14 protein-coding genes are annotated in these 15,690 nt (G+C 73.9%); 6 read left to right on the top strand and 8 right to left on the bottom strand.

Annotation, left to right across the window (positions count from 1 at the left end):
- Nucleotides 1-112: 112 nt before the first annotated feature.
- The 5 genes from ABD823_RS01735 to ABD823_RS01755 all read left to right on the top strand — a co-directional run bounded on the left by ABD823_RS01735 (nucleotide 113) and on the right by ABD823_RS01755 (nucleotide 6,469).
- Nucleotides 113-1,315 carry a sensor histidine kinase gene (locus ABD823_RS01735; RefSeq protein ID WP_344855103.1) on the top strand — a complete coding sequence of 401 codons (1,203 nt, stop codon included), beginning with the start codon at nucleotides 113-115 and terminating at the stop codon, nucleotides 1,313-1,315.
- Entirely contained in the window at nucleotides 1,312-2,004 is a 693-nt protein-coding gene (locus tag ABD823_RS01740; RefSeq protein ID WP_344855105.1) for a response regulator, read from the top strand. Before ABD823_RS01735 ends, ABD823_RS01740 begins: the two co-directional genes overlap by 4 nt.
- Before the next feature lie 272 nt (nucleotides 2,005-2,276).
- Nucleotides 2,277-2,885, top strand: coding sequence for a dihydrofolate reductase family protein (locus ABD823_RS01745; protein ID WP_344855107.1), 609 nt, complete (start codon nucleotides 2,277-2,279; stop codon nucleotides 2,883-2,885).
- A gap of 291 nt (nucleotides 2,886-3,176) precedes the next feature.
- Nucleotides 3,177-3,947, top strand: a complete 771-nt coding sequence (locus ABD823_RS01750; RefSeq protein ID WP_344855109.1) for an ABC transporter ATP-binding protein — start codon at nucleotides 3,177-3,179, stop codon at nucleotides 3,945-3,947.
- Between the two features lie 2 nt (nucleotides 3,948-3,949).
- Complete coding sequence (locus ABD823_RS01755; protein ID WP_344855111.1) at nucleotides 3,950-6,469, top strand: ABC transporter permease; 2,520 nt, start codon at nucleotides 3,950-3,952, stop codon at nucleotides 6,467-6,469.
- 17 nt (nucleotides 6,470-6,486) lie between these two features.
- Here ABD823_RS01755 and ABD823_RS01760 read toward each other — a convergent pair whose 3' ends face one another.
- The 8 genes from ABD823_RS01760 to ABD823_RS01795 form a co-directional block, all read right to left on the bottom strand.
- Nucleotides 6,487-6,756 (bottom strand): hypothetical protein, encoded by a 270-nt coding sequence (locus ABD823_RS01760; protein ID WP_344855113.1) that lies wholly within the window; start codon nucleotides 6,754-6,756, stop codon nucleotides 6,487-6,489.
- Entirely contained in the window at nucleotides 6,753-7,502 is a 750-nt protein-coding gene (locus ABD823_RS01765; protein ID WP_344855115.1) for a toxin glutamine deamidase domain-containing protein, read from the bottom strand. Before ABD823_RS01765 ends, ABD823_RS01760 begins: the two co-directional genes overlap by 4 nt.
- A 116-nt stretch (nucleotides 7,503-7,618) precedes the next feature.
- The gene (locus ABD823_RS01770; RefSeq protein WP_344855117.1) at nucleotides 7,619-9,319 is read right to left on the bottom strand and encodes a molybdopterin-dependent oxidoreductase; all 1,701 of its coding nucleotides are present in this window, start codon (nucleotides 9,317-9,319) and stop codon (nucleotides 7,619-7,621) included.
- 194 nt (nucleotides 9,320-9,513) lie between these two features.
- Nucleotides 9,514-10,140 carry an RdgB/HAM1 family non-canonical purine NTP pyrophosphatase gene (gene rdgB / locus ABD823_RS01775; protein ID WP_344855120.1) on the bottom strand — a complete coding sequence of 209 codons (627 nt, stop codon included), beginning with the start codon at nucleotides 10,138-10,140 and terminating at the stop codon, nucleotides 9,514-9,516.
- A complete protein-coding gene (gene rph / locus ABD823_RS01780) occupies nucleotides 10,137-10,853 on the bottom strand; it encodes a ribonuclease PH (protein WP_344855123.1) in 717 nt (238 codons plus the stop codon). Before rph ends, rdgB begins: the two co-directional genes overlap by 4 nt.
- A 5-nt stretch (nucleotides 10,854-10,858) precedes the next feature.
- Nucleotides 10,859-11,611 carry an MBL fold metallo-hydrolase gene (locus ABD823_RS01785; protein ID WP_344855125.1) on the bottom strand — a complete coding sequence of 251 codons (753 nt, stop codon included), beginning with the start codon at nucleotides 11,609-11,611 and terminating at the stop codon, nucleotides 10,859-10,861.
- Nucleotides 11,612-11,625: 14 nt separating this feature from the next.
- Nucleotides 11,626-12,462 (bottom strand): glutamate racemase, encoded by an 837-nt coding sequence (gene murI, locus ABD823_RS01790; RefSeq protein WP_344855127.1) that lies wholly within the window; start codon nucleotides 12,460-12,462, stop codon nucleotides 11,626-11,628.
- Nucleotides 12,463-12,621: 159 nt separating this feature from the next.
- Entirely contained in the window at nucleotides 12,622-13,413 is a 792-nt protein-coding gene (locus tag ABD823_RS01795) for a thioesterase family protein (protein WP_344855129.1), read from the bottom strand.
- Nucleotides 13,414-13,858: 445 nt separating this feature from the next.
- Here ABD823_RS01795 and ABD823_RS01800 point away from each other — a divergent pair, with 445 nt between their 5' ends.
- Nucleotides 13,859-15,664, top strand: a complete 1,806-nt coding sequence (locus tag ABD823_RS01800; protein ID WP_344855131.1) for a DUF3352 domain-containing protein — start codon at nucleotides 13,859-13,861, stop codon at nucleotides 15,662-15,664.
- Nucleotides 15,665-15,690 lie beyond the last annotated feature (26 nt).

Consider the following 15,690-nt stretch of genomic DNA (forward strand, 5'->3'; position numbering starts at 1 on the left):
CCGGAGGGGGCGTAAGGGTCGTGTAAGCGGCGGACGGTGTGCGACCTGAGTCGTAGACGGTCTCCGCCTTTCGGGGGAAGGGCGCTGATCTGCGGATACGTATGGTTATGTCATGTTCGGCAGACTGCGTGCCTGGAGCGGGTGTCATTCAAGGGTCGTGGACGCCCTGTGGCTGGTGCCGTTCCTTCTGCTCTCCGGTTACTTCCTGGTGTTCGTCACCGTGTATCCGCAGCTCTATCCGGATCATCCTCCGGTGGCGGTGCACTGGGTGCTGGGGGCGGCGCTGGTGGTGCCGCTGTTCTGGCGGCGGCGGCGGCCGGTGGAGGTGTTCGCGGTCGTCTCGCTGGTCTGTTTCGTGCAGTGGCTGGCCGGGGTGGAGGCGACGCCGGTCAACCTGTCGGTGTTGATCGCGATGTACGCGGTGGCGTCGTACCGGTCGGCGGCCTGGGCGGTGGCGGCGGGCGCGGTGGCCGAGCTGGGGCTGGCGCTGGCGTTCGGGCGGATCACGGAGAAGCCCGATCTGGAGACGTGGGCGAGCACGTCGGTGTTCGTGGTGACGGTCTGGATCGCGGGGATCTACGCGAACACGCGCCGCCGCTATCTGGAGGGCCTGGAGGAGCGGGCGGAGCGGGCGGAGCGGGAGCGGGACCAGCAGGCGCGGCTGGCGGCGGCCGCGGAGCGGGCGCGGATCGCCCGGGAGTTGCACGACGTGGTGGCGCACAACGTGAGCGTGATGATCGTGCAGGCGGACGGGGCGGGGTACGCGATCGACAGCGATCCGGAGCAGGCGCGGCTGGCGGTGCAGGCGGTGTCGGCGGCGGGGCGGCGGGCGCTGGCGGAGATGCGCCGGATGGTGGGGGTGCTGCGGACGGACGGGGCGGCGGCGGTGGAGGAGCAGTACGCGCCGCAGCCGGGGCTGTCGCAGCTGGACGGGCTGGTCGAGCAGGTGCGGTCGTCGGGGTTGCCGGTGGAGGTGCGGGTCTCGGGGGTGGTGCGGGAGTTGCCGGAGGGCGAGCAGCTGACGGTGTACCGGATCGTCCAGGAGGCGCTGACGAATACGCTCAAGCACGGCGGTCCGGGGAGCCGGGCCGAGGTGGATCTGGAGTACGGCGTGCGTGAGCTGGTGGTGCGGGTGTCCGACGACGGCCGGGGGGCGGCGGCGCCGGGGCGGCCGGGCGGTCACGGCCTGGTCGGGATGCGGGAGCGGGTGGCGGTGTTCGGGGGGAGCCTGCGGGCGGGGCAGCGGCCGGGGGGCGGGTTCCAGGTGGTGGCGCGGCTGCCGGTGGGCGAGCAGGGCGGGAGCCGGGCGGCGTGATCCGGGTGATGCTGGTCGACGACCAGGAGCTGCTGCGGATGGGGTTCCGGATGGTGCTGGGGGCGCAGCCGGACATCGAGGTGGTGGCGGAGGCCGCCGACGGTCGGGCGGCGGTGGAGGCGCTGCGCGGGGCCGATGGGGCCGGCGGGGCCGGCGGGGCCGCTGTGGACGTCGTGCTGATGGACGTGCGGATGCCGGTGATGGACGGGGTGGAGGCGACCCGGTTGATCTGTGCGGCGGAGGGGGGTCCGCGGGTGCTGATCCTGACGACGTTCGATCTGGACGAGTACGTGTTCGCGGCGTTGCGGGCGGGGGCGTCGGGGTTCCTGCTGAAGGACGTGCCGCCGGCGGAGCTGGTGAGCGCGATCCGGGCGGTGCACGGCGGGGACGCGGTGGTGGCGCCGAGTGCGACGCGGCGGCTGCTGGAGCGGTTCGCGGTGCACCTGCCGTCGCCGGGCGGGGCGGATCCGGCCGCGGTGTCGGGGTTGACGGCGCGGGAGCGGGAGGTCCTGGTGCTGGTGGCGCGGGGGCTGTCGAACACGGAGATCGCCGGGCGGCTGGAGCTGGCGGAGGCGACGGTGAAGACGCATCTGGGGCGGGTGCTGGCGAAGCTGGGTCTGCGGGACCGGGCGCAGGCGGTGGTGTTCGCCTACGAGACGGGCTTGATCGTTCCGGGCGCGGCGGGCTAGGTTCCGGGCCCTGACGGGCCGGGGCGGGTTCCCCTCGGCGGTCTCTCTTCAGCGGGCTCTCCTCGGATGGTTCTGCGGGAGGGCTCCCGGGGCTCCTCGTGGGTTCTGCGCGGGGTCCTCCGTGGGTTCCTGCGCGGGGTCCCCTGTAGGGATGGGATTCCTCCGGATTTTTCTCCGCGGGGATGTCAAAGGTGCGGGGCCGGCTCCGACTCGTTGGCGACAGAGCGGTTCGGAGCCCCTCTCCTGAGGGGCCGTGAGGAGGAGAGACCAGAATGAGCAGGGTCATCGTGGGCATGTCGGTATCGCTGGACGGGATCGCCGGTGGTGCGGACGAGGCGGACTGGTGGCCGGTCCACGAGAAGGTCCTCGGCTGGGTGTTCGACCTGAGGAGCTGGCGGGCCGCCCAGGGCATGGAAGGCGGGCGGGACGACGCCGACTCCGAGCTGTGGGCGGAGTCCTACGGGCGGATCGGGGCCCAGGTGATGGGCCGCACCATGTTCGACTTCGGGGTGGAGCACTGGGGGGAGAACCCGCCGTTCCACGCGCCGGTGTTCATCGTGACGCACCGGGAGCAGGAGCGGGTCGTCAAGGAGGGCGGGACCAGCTACACGTTCGTCACCGACGGGCTCGAGAGCGCGGTCAAGCAGGCCGTGGAGGCGGCGCAGGGCAGGGACGTGCTGATCGCGGGCGGGGTGAGCGTGGCGCAGCAGGCGATCGCGGCGGGGCTGGTGGACGAGCTGGACCTGCACGTGGCGCCGGTGCTGATCGGGCGCGGCCTGCGGCTGCTGGAGAACCTCGGCGGTGAGTTCATCCCGCTGGAGAGCACCCGGGTGGCGGGGTCGTCCGGGGTGACGCACCTGCGGTATTCCGTGGTGCGGTGAGGCGACGCCCGGCGGGCCGGTACGGCGGGCGGGGCGGCGCCCCGCGGACCGCGCGGCCGCACCCACGGGCGGCGGGCGTCACCTCGCGGGCGGTGCTGTCGTCTCGCGGGCGGTGCGGCGGGTGCCATCGGCCGAATGGCCGATGGGGGCTCTACTGCGGGGGTCGCACCGCCCCGCCCCGCGTGGCCCTTCGGCTGAGGGCAGGTCCGTCCGCTGGTCCGATGGATCGGAACTTTCCCGGCAATAGCGTTTTCCCCGGTGAAACGCACTGACTGCCGAGGAGAGAACGACATGACCGTCACCGGAGAGGTGGGCGCGTGGAACGCGCGGGGGAACGGGGCGCCCGCGGTGGTGGCCCGGGGGCTGACGAAGGTCTACGGGCAGGGGGACGCGGCGGTGCACGCCCTGCGGGGGGTCGACGTCTCCTTCGCGACCGGTGCCTTCACCGCGATCATGGGCCCGTCGGGGTCCGGCAAGTCCACGCTGATGCACTGCCTGGCGGGGCTCGACACGGTCAGCGGCGGGCAGGTGCACATCGGGGACGTGGAGCTGACCGGTCTGAACGACAAGCAGCTGACGCTGCTGCGGCGTGAGCGGATCGGCTTCATCTTCCAGGCGTTCAACCTGCTGCCGACGCTGACCGCCGAGCAGAACATCCGGCTCCCGCTGGAGATCGCTGGCCGCCAGGCCGACCAGGTCCTGTTCGACCGGGTCGTGGAGACGGTGGGGCTGCGCGACCGGTTGGGGCACAAGCCGACGGAGCTGTCGGGCGGCCAGCAGCAGCGGGTGGCGGTGGCCCGGGCGCTGATCAGCAAGCCGCAGGTCATCTTCGCCGACGAGCCGACCGGCAACCTGGATTCGCGCAGCGGCGCGGAGGTGCTGTCGTTCCTGCGGGCGTCGGTGCGGGAGCTGGGGCAGACGATCGTGATGGTCACCCACGACCCGGTGGCGGCGTCCTACGCCGACCGGGTGGTGTTCCTGCGCGACGGCGAGCTGGTCAGCGAGCTGGACCGGCCGAGTCCGCAGGGCGTGCTGGACACGCTGATGAAGCTGGAGGCGTGACGGTGCTGCGGACGACTCTGGCCGGGCTGCGGGCGCACAGGCTGCGGCTGCTGCTGACGTCCCTGGCGATCGCGCTGGGGGTGGGCTTCATCGCGGGCACGTTCGTGCTCACCGACACGATCGAGGCGGGGTACACGGAGAAGTTCGCCGCGGCGGGCGACAGGATCGACGTCGCGGTGTTCCCGGCCGACGAGGGGCGGGGCGGGGACGAGCGGCCTGTCCTGTCGCAGGAGACGCTGGCGGAGATCCGCCGGGTGGACGGGCTCGCCGACGCGCAGGGGCTGGTGCGGGGCACGGCCGTGCTGCTCGGCAAGGACGGCAAGGCCGCCGGCGACTTCCCGACGAGCGGCATCTCGATCCCCTCGGGTGAGCTCAACCGCACGGTGATCACCAGCGGCGCCGCGCCCGCGGACGGGCGGCAGGCCGTACTGGACGACAACACCGCCGAGCGGTACGGCTTCGCGGTGGGCGACACCGTCGCGGTGCTGGACTCCGAGGAGGTCCGGCACGAGTTCACCCTGGTGGGTCTGTTCGACGCCGGGCTGGACCAGGAGCTCGCCTTCGCCGGTGCGGTGGGGTTCACCACCGAGACGGCGATGGAGATGACCGGGGAGAAGGGCTTCCGCGAGATCGACGCCCTCGCCGCCGAGGGCGTGAGCCAGGAGGGGTTGCGCGACGCGGTCGCCACCGCCCTCGGTGAGGGGTTCACGGTCAAGACCGGTGAGGCGTACGCCGCGGAGATGGCCGAGGCGAACGGCGCCGACAACCAGATGATCATGATGGGTCTGCTGCTGTTCGGCGTGGTGGCGATGTTCGTGGCGGCGCTGGTCATCTACAACACGTTCAACATCCTGGTCGCGCAGCGCACGCGGGAGATGGCGCTGCTGCGCTGCATCGGCGCGACGCGCCGGCAGGTGTTCGGCTCCGTCCTGCTGGAGTCGGCGGTGGTGGGGCTGTTCTCCTCGGTGCTGGGGCTGCTGTTCGGCTACGGCCTGGGTGCGGCGGCGCTGGCCGTGCTGAGGTCGCTGGACGCGCCGCTGCCGTCGGCCGCGGTGTCCCTGGCTCCGCGCACGATCGCGCTGGGGCTGGTCATCGGGGTCGTGGTGACCGTGGGCGCGGCGCTGCTGCCGGCGCGCTCGGCGACGCGGGTCGCGCCGATCGCGGCGCTGCGCACGCAGGTGGAGGAGCACACCTTCCGGGCGGGCGTGATCCGCACGGTCTTCGCCGCGCTGTTCCTGCTGGCGGGGGCGGGGGTGACGGCCATGGGGCTGGTCATGGACGCCGGGGAGGCGGCGCTGTTCACGGTGATGGCCGGTGGGGCGCTGGTGTTCCTGGCGGTGCTGATCCTGGGCCCGGTGCTGGTGCGGCCGCTGAGCGCGTTCGTGGGCTGGCTGCCGGGCAGGCTCTTCGGGGTGCCGGGGAGGCTCGCCACGGACAACGCGCACCGCAACCCGAAGCGGTCGGCGACCACCACGGTGGCGCTGACGGTGGGCGTGACGCTGATGACGCTGATCGCCGTGGTGACGGGCACCCTGCAGGCGACGTACTCCGCGAAGCTGGACGAGCAGTTCCCGGTGGACTACATGGTCCAGCCGCAGGACTGGAACGCGCACCTGCCGCGGGCGCTGGCCCAGGACCTGCGGTCGCGGCCGGAGCTGACGTCGGTCCTCGCGCTGCGCGGCACCCGGGCGGAGGTCGGCGGGAAGGGCGCGGAGTTCGAGGTCGGCACGTTCACCGCGTCCGCGGGCTTCCGGCCGGAGCTGACCTCGGGCTCGATCGACCTGCTGAAGCCGGGTACGGCGATCCTGGCCGAGCACGCGGCGCGTGATCTGGGGGTCGGCGCCGGCGACCGGATCCCGGTGGAGACGAAGGAGGCCGGGACCGTCGAGCTGACGGTGGTGGCGCTGTTCGACGCGGCGGACGTGAGCCTGTCCGCGGTGACCGTGCCGGAGCGGGACTTCGACCGCTACTTCGGCGCGCTGGGCGACAGCCAGATCATGGTGAACGCCCGGGACGGGGTGGCGCTGGAGCGGGCGCGGGCGGCCGTGGACGCGGCGGCGCAGCCGTACCCGACGGCGAAGGTCGCCAGTTCGACGGACATCCGCGGCGAGTTCGACGAGGCGCTCGACATGATGCTGATGATCATCACGGGCCTGCTGGGCCTGGCGGTCCTCATCTCGCTGCTGGGCATCGCCAACACGCTGTCGCTGTCGGTGCACGAGCGGACCCGGGAGTCGGCGCTGCTGCGGGCGCTGGGCCTGACCCGGCCCCAGCTGCGGCGGATGCTCTCGGTGGAGGCGCTGATCCTGGGTCTCATCGGCGCCCTGGTCGGCGTCGTGCTCGGGGTGGTCTACGCCTGGGCGGCGGCGCACGCGCTGACCGAGGACGTCTACTTCGAGGTGCCGGTCCTGCAGGTGCTGGCGTTCATGGCGCTGTCGGGCCTGGCCGGGGTCCTCGCGGCGGTGCTGCCGGCCCGCCGGGCGGCCCGGGCCTCCATCGTCGGCTCGCTGGCGAGCGGCTGACGGCGGCCGGGACGGGGCTACCGGGGGCGGAGCCCCGGCCACTGCTCGGCCACGGTCTCGGGGCCGAGCAGCGGCCGGATGAAGATCTCCCCGGTGGCCCTGTCGATGACGATGCAGCCGGCGCCGACGGTCTCGGGCGGCGCGGTGGGGTCCTCCTCCCCCGGCTGCCTGGCCCAGGCGACGTAGCCCTCCGTGAAGGCGTGGACCCTGACCTCCAGGGCGGCGTCGAGCGGGCGCACGCCGTTGAAGTACTCCTCCGCGACGGCTCTGGCCTGGTCGAGGTTCACAGCGGCCTCCCCTCCCCGTCGAGCATCACGCAGAAGACGCCGGTCACCGCGTCGTAGGGCGGTTCGACGGCCATGTGGCCGCGCTGGGCGTCGATCCAGATGACCTCGCCGCCGGAGTTGACGGCGTTCCAGGCGTGACTGCCGCCGCCCGGCCAGCGGGTGACGAGGAGCGCGGCCGAGCCGTGCCCGCCCTCCAGCAGCCTGCGGGCGATCAGGGCGTAGGCGCCGCGGCCCTGGCCGGCGAGCCGGAGGCGGTGGCCCAGCCAGCGTTCGGCGCGGGCCGCGCCGCCGTGTTCGCCGTCGAGCACGGGTTTGCCGATCCGGTCGTACTCGGGGTGGCGGGCGGCGGCCACGGTCGGCATGCCGTACCAGGTGGCGAGCACCGCCAGCGCGCAGTCCAGGGCGTTGGTCGCGCGGAACGGGTCGTCGGCGGGACCGGAGGCGTTGATCAGCCGGATCCACATGCCGCGGGGGTCGGGGAAGCGCCGCGGCGCGCCGCGCTCGTCGGCCGGTACGGCCCGTTCGAGGTCGGTCTGCGCCTGCGGCTCGGGCCTGGACAGGCCGCCCGCCACGCCGTACGGTCGGCAGCGGTCGAGGCGGGGCGGGCGCCACGGCTCCCGCTCGGGTTCCCGGGGCGCGGCCACGACGACCGAGACGGCCCCGTCCAGTTCGAAGTCGCGCCACCGTTTGCCGTCCGCGGTCACGACCGGGTTGTAGACCCCCGCGGGCACGGACCATCGCGTCACAGGCACCCCCCATCACCCACGTTTCGCAAGCCCCGATCGTAGGGCGGTCGCGGGGGCGGTGCGGGGGAGTTGGCCAGATCGGAGCCGGTCGTCCTCGTCCGCGGGGCGGCGCGGGGTCAGGTCACCGTGACGGTGACGGCGTGCAGCCCGGTGGCCCCGTCGGGGGCCACCGGCGCCCGCTCGGCGGTCTGGGTGCGGCCGGTGGCGTCGGTGGCCCGCACCTCGATGGTGTGGCCGCCCGGCGTGGCGTCCCAGTCGTCGAGCACCCACTGGCGCCAGGTGTCGGCCGTGGGCGCCTCGGCCAGCCTCGCCTGCCGCCAGGGCCCGCCGTCGACGCGCACCTCGACCGCGTCCACCCCCCTGTGCTGGGCCCAGGCCACTCCGGCGATCACCGTGCGGCCCGCGGGCAGTTCCGCGCCGGCCTTCGGCAGGTCGATGCGGGACTGCGTCTTGACCGGCCCTCTGGCCGACCAGCCCCGCGGCGTCCAGTAGGCCTCGTCCCGGTCGAACCGGGTCGCCTTGATCTCCGTCACCCACTTGGTCGCCGAGACGTAGCCGTACAGCCCGGGGACGACCAGGCGGACGGGGAAGCCGTGGTCGACGGGGAGCGTCTCGCCGTTCATCGCGACCGCCAGGAGCGCGTCGCGGCCGTCGAGGACGACGTCGGACGGGGTGCCGCAGGTCCAGCCGTCGGCGGAGGAGCTGAGCAGCATGTCGGCACCGGCCCGCACGCCCGCCTCGCGCAGCACGTCGGCCAGGCGCACGCCGAGCCAGCGGGCGTTGCCGACGTACGGTCCGCCGACCTCGTTGGAGACGCAGCAGAGCGTGACGTCGGCCTCGACCAGGGGGCGGGCCAGCAGGTCGGCGAAGGTCAGCTCGACCGGCCGGTCGACCATGCCGCCGATCCTGAGGGTCCAGTCGGCCGGGTCGACCCGGGGGACGACGAGGGCGGTGTCCACCCGGTAGAAGTCGCGGTTGGGCGTGAAGAAGGGCGACAGGCCCGGGATCCTCAGATCGCTCCCGGCGGGGACCGGCCGGGCCGGGACCGCCGGGCGGGGCAGCGCCAGGCCCGCGCGGGCCGTGTCCACCTCGGCCCGTCCCGTGAGCAGCCGCCCGGCCACCGCGCCGGCCCCGGCCACGGCCGCGCCGCCGAGCGCGGCGGTCAGCAGCCCCCGCCGGTCGAAGGCGCGCAGCTCCTCACCCGCCCGCATGACCGCCGGGGTCTGCGGGGCGGGCCGCTGCGGGTCCGATCCGCCGCCCGGCAGCGGATCCGGGTGCGAGGCCGGGCGCGGGTCCGATCCGCCGGCCGGTCCCGAGGCGTCCCGCGGACCCGCGCCCGGTCCGGGGGACGGGCGCCTGCGGCCGGCCGGAGCGGGGGCGAGGGCTCGGCGGAGCAGGAGGGGCAGCGTGAACACCCCGGCGGCGACCCCCAGCAGCGTGGGGAGGGCGTCGGCCGGGCCCGCGCCGGGACGGGTGAGCACCGCCAGGAGGCCGAGGGCGCCGAAGGCGCCCAGGACCGCCGGGCCGTACCGGGGGTTCCGGGCGGCCAGGAGCCCGGCGGCCGCCGCGGCCGCGGCCAGGACGAGCAGCACGCCCGCGAGCAGGACGGTCTTGTCGTGTTCGCCGAAGGTCCGGATCGCCCAGTCCTTCAGCCAGGCGGGGGCCAGGTCGACGGCGGCGGCGCCGGCCGCCGCCGGGGGGAAGGCGGAGGCCTTCACCACCCCGGCGGCCGGCAGGGACACCCCGACCGCCACCGCGCCCGCGACCAGCCCGGCCAGCGCCGCGGCCCATGAGGGCACGCGCCCGTTCCTCTCCATGCCCCGACGCTACGCCCGCCGGGCGGGCGGGATCATTACGCGCCGGTTACGTCCGCCATGCCGGACACGCCCCGGGCCCGGCCACGCCGAGCAGGCCGGACGGGTCGCACCGGACGCGGTCACACCGGGCGGGTCGCACCGGCCACGCCGGGCGGGTCGCGCCGGGCGGATCGCACCGGACGCGCCTGGCGCGGTCACTCCAGGCCGAGCGCCTCGGCCAGCAGCGGGACCAGGGCGCGGAAGGCGCGGCCCCGGTGGCTGATCGCGTCCTTCTCCCCGGGCGCCAGCTCCGCGGTCGTGCGGGTCTCGCCCTCCGGCACGAAGACGGGGTCGTAGCCGAAGCCGCCGGTCCCGCGCGGGGTGCGGACGACCACGCCGTGCAGCGCGCCCTCGGCCACCCGCTCCTGCCCCGACGGGAGCGCCAGCGCCGCGGCGCACGCGAAGTACGCTCCCCGGCGGCCCTCCGGCACGTCGGAGATCTGGGCGAGCAGCAGTTCCAGGTTCGCCGCGTCGTCGCCGTGCCTGCCGGACCAGCGGGCCGAGAAGATGCCCGGCATGCCGTTCAGCGCGTCCACGCAGAGCCCTGAGTCGTCGGCGATCGCGGGCAGGCCGGAGGCTCCGGCGACGGCGTGCGCCTTGAGCAGGGCGTTCTCCGCGAAGGTCAGCCCGGTCTCGGCGACGTCGCCGATCTGCGGGAACTCCTCCAGGCCGACGATCTCGACCGGGAGCGCGGCGTCGGCCAGGATGCGGCGGAGCTCGGTGACCTTTCCGGCGTTGCGCGTCGCGAGGACGACCCGCGCGCGCTCCCCTGCGGCGCTCATGCCAGCGCCTCCCGCTGCAGGCGGGTGAGCTCGGCGCAGCCGGCGACGCCGAGGTCGAGCAGCCGGTCGAGCACGGCCCGGTCGAACGGCCTGCCCTCTGCGGTGCCCTGCACCTCGACGAACTCCCCGGTCCCGGTCATGACGACGTTCATGTCCGTCTCGGCGGCGACGTCCTCGGTGTAGCAGAGGTCGAGCAGCGGCGTGGCGCCCACGACGCCGACCGAGACGGCCGAGACCGAGGCGACCAGCGGGTCGCCCTTGCACATCTTGCGCTCGCGCATCCAGCGCACCGCGTCCACCAGCGCGACGTACGCGCCGGTGATGGCGGCGGTGCGGGTGCCGCCGTCGGCCTGGAGCACGTCGCAGTCGATCACGATCGAGTTCTCGCCCATGATCTTGTAGTCGACGCAGGCGCGCAGCGAGCGGCCGATCAGGCGGGAGATCTCGTGCGTCCGGCCGCCGATCTTGCCGCGGACCGACTCGCGGTCGTTGCGGGTGTTGGTGGCCCGGGGCAGCATGGCGTACTCGGCGGTCACCCAGCCCTGGCCGCTCCCCTTGCGCCAGCGCGGCACGCTGTCCTGCACGGAGGCGGCGCACAGCACCCTGGTGCCGCCGAACTCGACGAGCACCGAGCCCTCGGCGTGGGTGAGCCAGCCTCGGGTGATGGTCACCGGGCGGAGTTGGTCGGGATTGCGTCCGTCTGCACGAGCCATGGACATCACCCTAGGTCATACACGGCCCCGCTCCGTGCGAGCTCCATCCGCCCGCCGAAGCCGCCCCGGGAGGCGTCCCGGAGGATCTCGGCGGGGTCGTACCAGGGGACGAGGTGGGTCAGTACCAGGGCGCCCGCCCCTGCCTTGGCGGCGTGCTCGGCGGCCTGGCGGCCGGTCAGGTGCAGGTCGGTGGGGAGGTCGGGGCGGTCCAGGAACGACGCTTCGCACAGCAGCAGGTCGGCGTCGGCGGCCAGCCTGACCAGCTCGGCGGACTCGCCGGTGTCGCCGGAGTAGGCGACCGAGCGCCCGCCGTACGAGACGCGGAAGCCGAAGGTCTCGACCGGGTGGTTCATCCGCGCGCACGTCACCTCGAACGGCCCCGCCTCGAAGGTGCCGGGGGTCAGCGGGCTGAAGTCGAAGGCGGTCTCCATGCCCGGCTCGTCGGGCATGCCGTAGGCGGCGGCCAGGCGGCGGGGCGCGTCGGCGGGCGCGTGGACCGGGATGCGGGGCAGCGGGCCGTCGGGGGAGTAGGTGCGCACCACGTGGTAGGGGCACAGGTCCAGGCAGTGGTCGGCGTGCAGGTGGGACAGGCAGATCGCGTCCACGTCGTACAGGCCGATGTGCCGCTGGAGCGCGCCCAGCGCGCCGTTGCCGAAGTCCAGCACCAGCCGGTAGCCCTCGGCCTCCAGCAGGTAGCAGGACGAGGGGCTGTCCGGCCCGGGAAAGCTTCCCGAGCATCCGACGATCGTCAGTTTCACCGCGGCCTCCTGTCTCAGCGCGTGGTCATCGCGACGCCGGCGTCGCTGGGGAGCCCTCCGACCGCGGCGGCCTCCACCGCCTCGATCTCCGGTCCGAGGAACCGCCGGCCCAGTCGGGCGAACAGGCCGGTGTCGCCGGTGGTGAGGAAGCGGTGGCGGGCCGGCGCGCCGGGCGCGGCGGCCAGGCCCCGGTCGTGCAGGATCCGGAAGACGTCCTTGGCCGTCTCGTCGGCGCTGGAGACCAGGGTGACGCCGTCCCCGGCGACGTAGGAGATCGCGCCGGTCAGCAGCGGGTAGTGCGTGCATCCGAGGATGAGCGTGTCGCAGCCGTCGGCGAGGATCGGCTCCAGGTAGCCGCGGAGGACCCCGATGAGCTCCTCGCTCATCGTCTCCCCCCGCTCGACGAACTCCACCAGCCGGTGCGCGGCCACCCCGGTCAGGTGGACGTGCGGGGCGGCGGCGAAGGCGTCCTGGTAGGCCATCGACTCGATGGTGGCGCGGGTGGCGATGACGCCGACCCGGCCGTTGCGGGTGGCCCGCACGGCCCGCCGGGCCGCGGGCTGGATGACCTCCACGACCGGCACGTCGTAGCGTTCGCGCGCGTCCCGCAGCACCGCCGCGCTGGCGCTGTTGCAGGCGATGACGAGCATCTTGACCCCGTGCTCGACGAGGTGGTCCATCACCTCCAGCGCGTAGGCCCGCACCTGCGCGATCGGCTTGGGCCCGTACGGCTGGCGCGCGGTGTCGGCGACGTACAGGACCGACTCACCGGGCAGCTGGTCGATGATGGCTCTGGCCACAGTGAGGCCGCCCACACCGCTGTCGAAGATTCCAATGCTCGTTTGCGACACGGTTCCCAAGGTTAGGCGACCGCCGGCGGGCACTCACGGTAAGAATCCTCACACTTCCGGTTGCGCCGCCGCCGGGGAGCTGGTAGTCGCCGGGCCCTGCGCGCCGTGCCCGGGGGCGGGGCGCGGCGGGCCGGCGGCCGTGCCCGCGGGGGCGCCGGGTCAGCCCCGGCCGACGCGGGCGAGCTGGCGGGACTGGGCGACGAGCCGGCCGGCGGAGTCCCAGACCTCGACGTCCTCGTCGAACCAGCCGTCGCCTATCAGCCTGCCGCTGCCGAGCACGGTGAGCCAGCCGGGAGCGGGCAGGGCGCGCAGGTGCCAGGTGAGGTCCACGGTCGGGGCCCAGCCCCGGGCCCCGGCGGAGAAGACCACCGGCGGCAGCGCGTCCACGGCCAGGGCCAGCACGTAGGGGTCGGGGTCCTGCGGCTCGGACATCCGGAAGTAGGCGCGCCCCTCGGGCCTGCCGGTGGGCTCGCCGCCGAGCCAGCCGATGGTGGGCGGGTCGAACAGGACCTCCACCTGGGCGTTGAGCGTCATGTTGGACTCGGGCTTGGGGTCGGGCAGCTTGACGCACTCCTCGACGGGCGGCATGGCGGCCGACGGGCCGTCCGTCCAGTCGGGGGCCGCGCCGGTGAGGGTGGCGGTGGTGACGAAGGTGTCGATGAAGGGCAGGCCGTCCTGGACGAGGGTGGCGCGGGTCACCGTCGCGGTGCGGCCGGTCTTGACCTGCTCCAGGTGGACCCGGGCGGGGCCGGGCCGGGCCGCGCGCAGGAAGTGGGCGCTGGTGGTCACCGGGTGCGCGTGCGCGGAGGCGTCCACGGCGGCGCGGAGGATCACCGCCATCAGGTAGCCGCCGTTGAGGGGCCCGCCGATCGAGTAGCCGGGGTCCAGGCACACGTCGTAGGTGGTCTCGTCCACCCGGATCGCCTGCGTCGCCTCGTCGAACTTCGTCATCTGTGTCCACTACCTCGCTTCACCCGGCGGCTCGGGCGCCCGCGGGCGGTGCTCCCGCCGCGTCCCCTCGCTCCTGATGTACGGCGCGGCGGCGCCTCGCGGGACGGCTCACCGAACCTTGTTCTAGTGGGCTCACTCTACCGATCCCGGACGGCCCGCGCCTCCCCCGCCCCCCGCCGCGATTCGATCACCTCGTTTCCCCGTGATTCCGACAAAGCGCCGAAGCGGCACCGGAGATCACTTTCAGGGGCGGAACGCCGCCCCTCGGCCGGGTCCGTCCGCCCGCACGCCGGGAGGTGAGGGAAGGGGCGAAGCCGCCGGTCAGCGGCGTGCGACCATGAATCGTCCTTAGATGCACCAAACGTGTGGTTAGTTCAATGCAAGTGATTCGCTAGCGAGATGCACTAGCTTCTACATATCCCCGAAGTCCACCTTGTGAGTGAACATGTCTGCCAACAACCCCCACGGTCAGTTCCCTGACCCGGGTCAGAATCCGGACAGGACGATCGCCTACCGTCCTCAGCCGAACGACCAGCCGCACACCCAGGCCTATCCCCAGCCGGGCGGATACCCCCAGCAGGGCGGCGCCTACCCGCAGCAGGGCCAGCCCCAGCAGCCCCCGGGCGGATACCCCCAGCAGGGCGGGTACCAGCAGGCCCCTCCGCCTCCCTACCCCCCGCAGGGACCGCAGGGCTACGGCCAGCAGCAGCCGTACGGCCAGCCCGCCTACGGCCAGCAGGCCCACCCCCAGCAGGGCAACTGGCAGCAGGCCCCCGAGTTCCTCGGCGCCGGCCAGCCGCCCGCCCCGCCCGCGCGCAAGGGCGGCAAGGGCTGGCTCGTCGCGGTGGTCGCCGCGCTGGTCGTGGCCCTCCTCGGCGGCGGCGGCTACGCCGCGGTCAGCCTGCTGAGCGGCGGCGGCGCCCAGCCGCACGACGTGCTGCCCGGCAACGCCATCGGCTACGTCCGCCTCGACCTCGACCCGGCCGCCAACCAGAAGCTGGCGCTGTTCGAGATCGCGCGGAAGTTCACCGTCACCAAGGACTCCTTCAGCGGCGACGACCCGCGCAAGGCCATCTTCGACCTGATCAAGAAGGACGACGAGGACCTGGGCAAGCTGGACTACGCCAAGGACGTCGAGCCCTGGCTCGGCTCCCGCATCGGCGTGGCCGTCACCGCCCCCGCCAGGAGCGGCGAGGAGCCCGGCGCCGTGGTCGCCGTCCAGGTCACCGACGCCGACCAGGCCAAGGCCGGGATCGCCAAGCTCGCCGGTGACGGCGAGTACGGCATCGCCTTCCGCGACGACTACGCGCTGATCGCCGAGACCCAGCAGCTGGCCGACCAGGCCGTCCAGGCCGCCCCGCTCTCGGAGAACGCGAACTTCTCCGCCGACCTGGCCGACCTCGGCGAGGACGGCGTCCTGTCCTTCTGGGTGAACGCGGGCGAGATCGTGAAGCTCGCCCCCCAGGCGGCCTCCGCCGAGAACGCCGCCACCCTCGAGATGGTCAAGAACGCCCGCATGGCCGGCGCCCTCCGCTTCGACGGCGACTACGTCGAGGTCGCCGGCGTCGTCCGCGGCGTCGAGTCCCCGGAGATGAGCGACCCCGAGCCGAACCAGATCGGCAAGCTGCCGGCGTCCACCGCCGCGGCGATCTCCGTCTCCGGTCTCGGCGAGACCCTCGGCAAGCAGTGGAGCGAGGTCATGAAGGCGGCCGACCAGGCCGGCGGCGCCCAGTCCTTCCAGCAGTTCACCGACCAGGCCCAGCAGCGGTACGGGCTGACGCTCCCCGGCGACCTGGTGACCCTGCTCGGCTCGAACCTCACCGTGGCCCTGGACTCCGCCGGGCTCGACGCCAACGCGCCCAAGTTCGGCGCCCGGATCGCCACCGACCCGGCCAAGGCCCAGGAGGTCGTCGGCAAGCTCGAGAAGCTCCTCGCCGACTCCGGCGCCACCGCGCAGATCGGCAAGGCCACCGGTGACGGCGTCCTCGTCCTGGCCAGCGCCCAGGACTACGCCGACGAGCTCGCCAAGGACGGCAGCCTGGCCGACAGCGAGACCTTCCAGCTCGCCGTCGCCAACGCCGACAGCGCGACCTTCGCCGCCTTCGTCGACCTCGACAAGATCGAGAACCTCTACCTGCAGAACATGCAGGGCGACGAGCAGGCCAACGTCAAGGTCCTGCGCGCCGTGGGCATCAGCGGCTCGCAGTCCGGCGGCGACGCGGACTTCTCGCTGAGGGTCCTGTTCAACTGAGCGCCCGCTGAGGCCGCCCATCGAAG

This window comes from Planomonospora alba (assembly GCF_039534085.1).
Taxonomy (GTDB): domain Bacteria; phylum Actinomycetota; class Actinomycetes; order Streptosporangiales; family Streptosporangiaceae; genus Planomonospora_B; species Planomonospora_B alba.

Coding starts and splice junctions, on each gene's coding strand:
- ABD823_RS01735 (WP_344855103.1), top strand. CDS start 113: ATGTTCGGCAGACTGCGTGCCTGGAGCGGGTGTCATTCAAGGGTCGTG.
- ABD823_RS01745 (WP_344855107.1), top strand. CDS start 2,277: ATGAGCAGGGTCATCGTGGGCATGTCGGTATCGCTGGACGGGATCGCC.
- ABD823_RS01750 (WP_344855109.1), top strand. CDS start 3,177: ATGACCGTCACCGGAGAGGTGGGCGCGTGGAACGCGCGGGGGAACGGG.
- ABD823_RS01770 (WP_344855117.1), bottom strand. CDS start 9,319: ATGGAGAGGAACGGGCGCGTGCCCTCATGGGCCGCGGCGCTGGCCGGG.
- rdgB (WP_344855120.1), bottom strand. CDS start 10,140: ATGAGCGCCGCAGGGGAGCGCGCGCGGGTCGTCCTCGCGACGCGCAAC.
- rph (WP_344855123.1), bottom strand. CDS start 10,853: ATGGCTCGTGCAGACGGACGCAATCCCGACCAACTCCGCCCGGTGACC.
- ABD823_RS01795 (WP_344855129.1), bottom strand. CDS start 13,413: ATGACGAAGTTCGACGAGGCGACGCAGGCGATCCGGGTGGACGAGACC.
- ABD823_RS01800 (WP_344855131.1), top strand. CDS start 13,859: ATGTCTGCCAACAACCCCCACGGTCAGTTCCCTGACCCGGGTCAGAAT.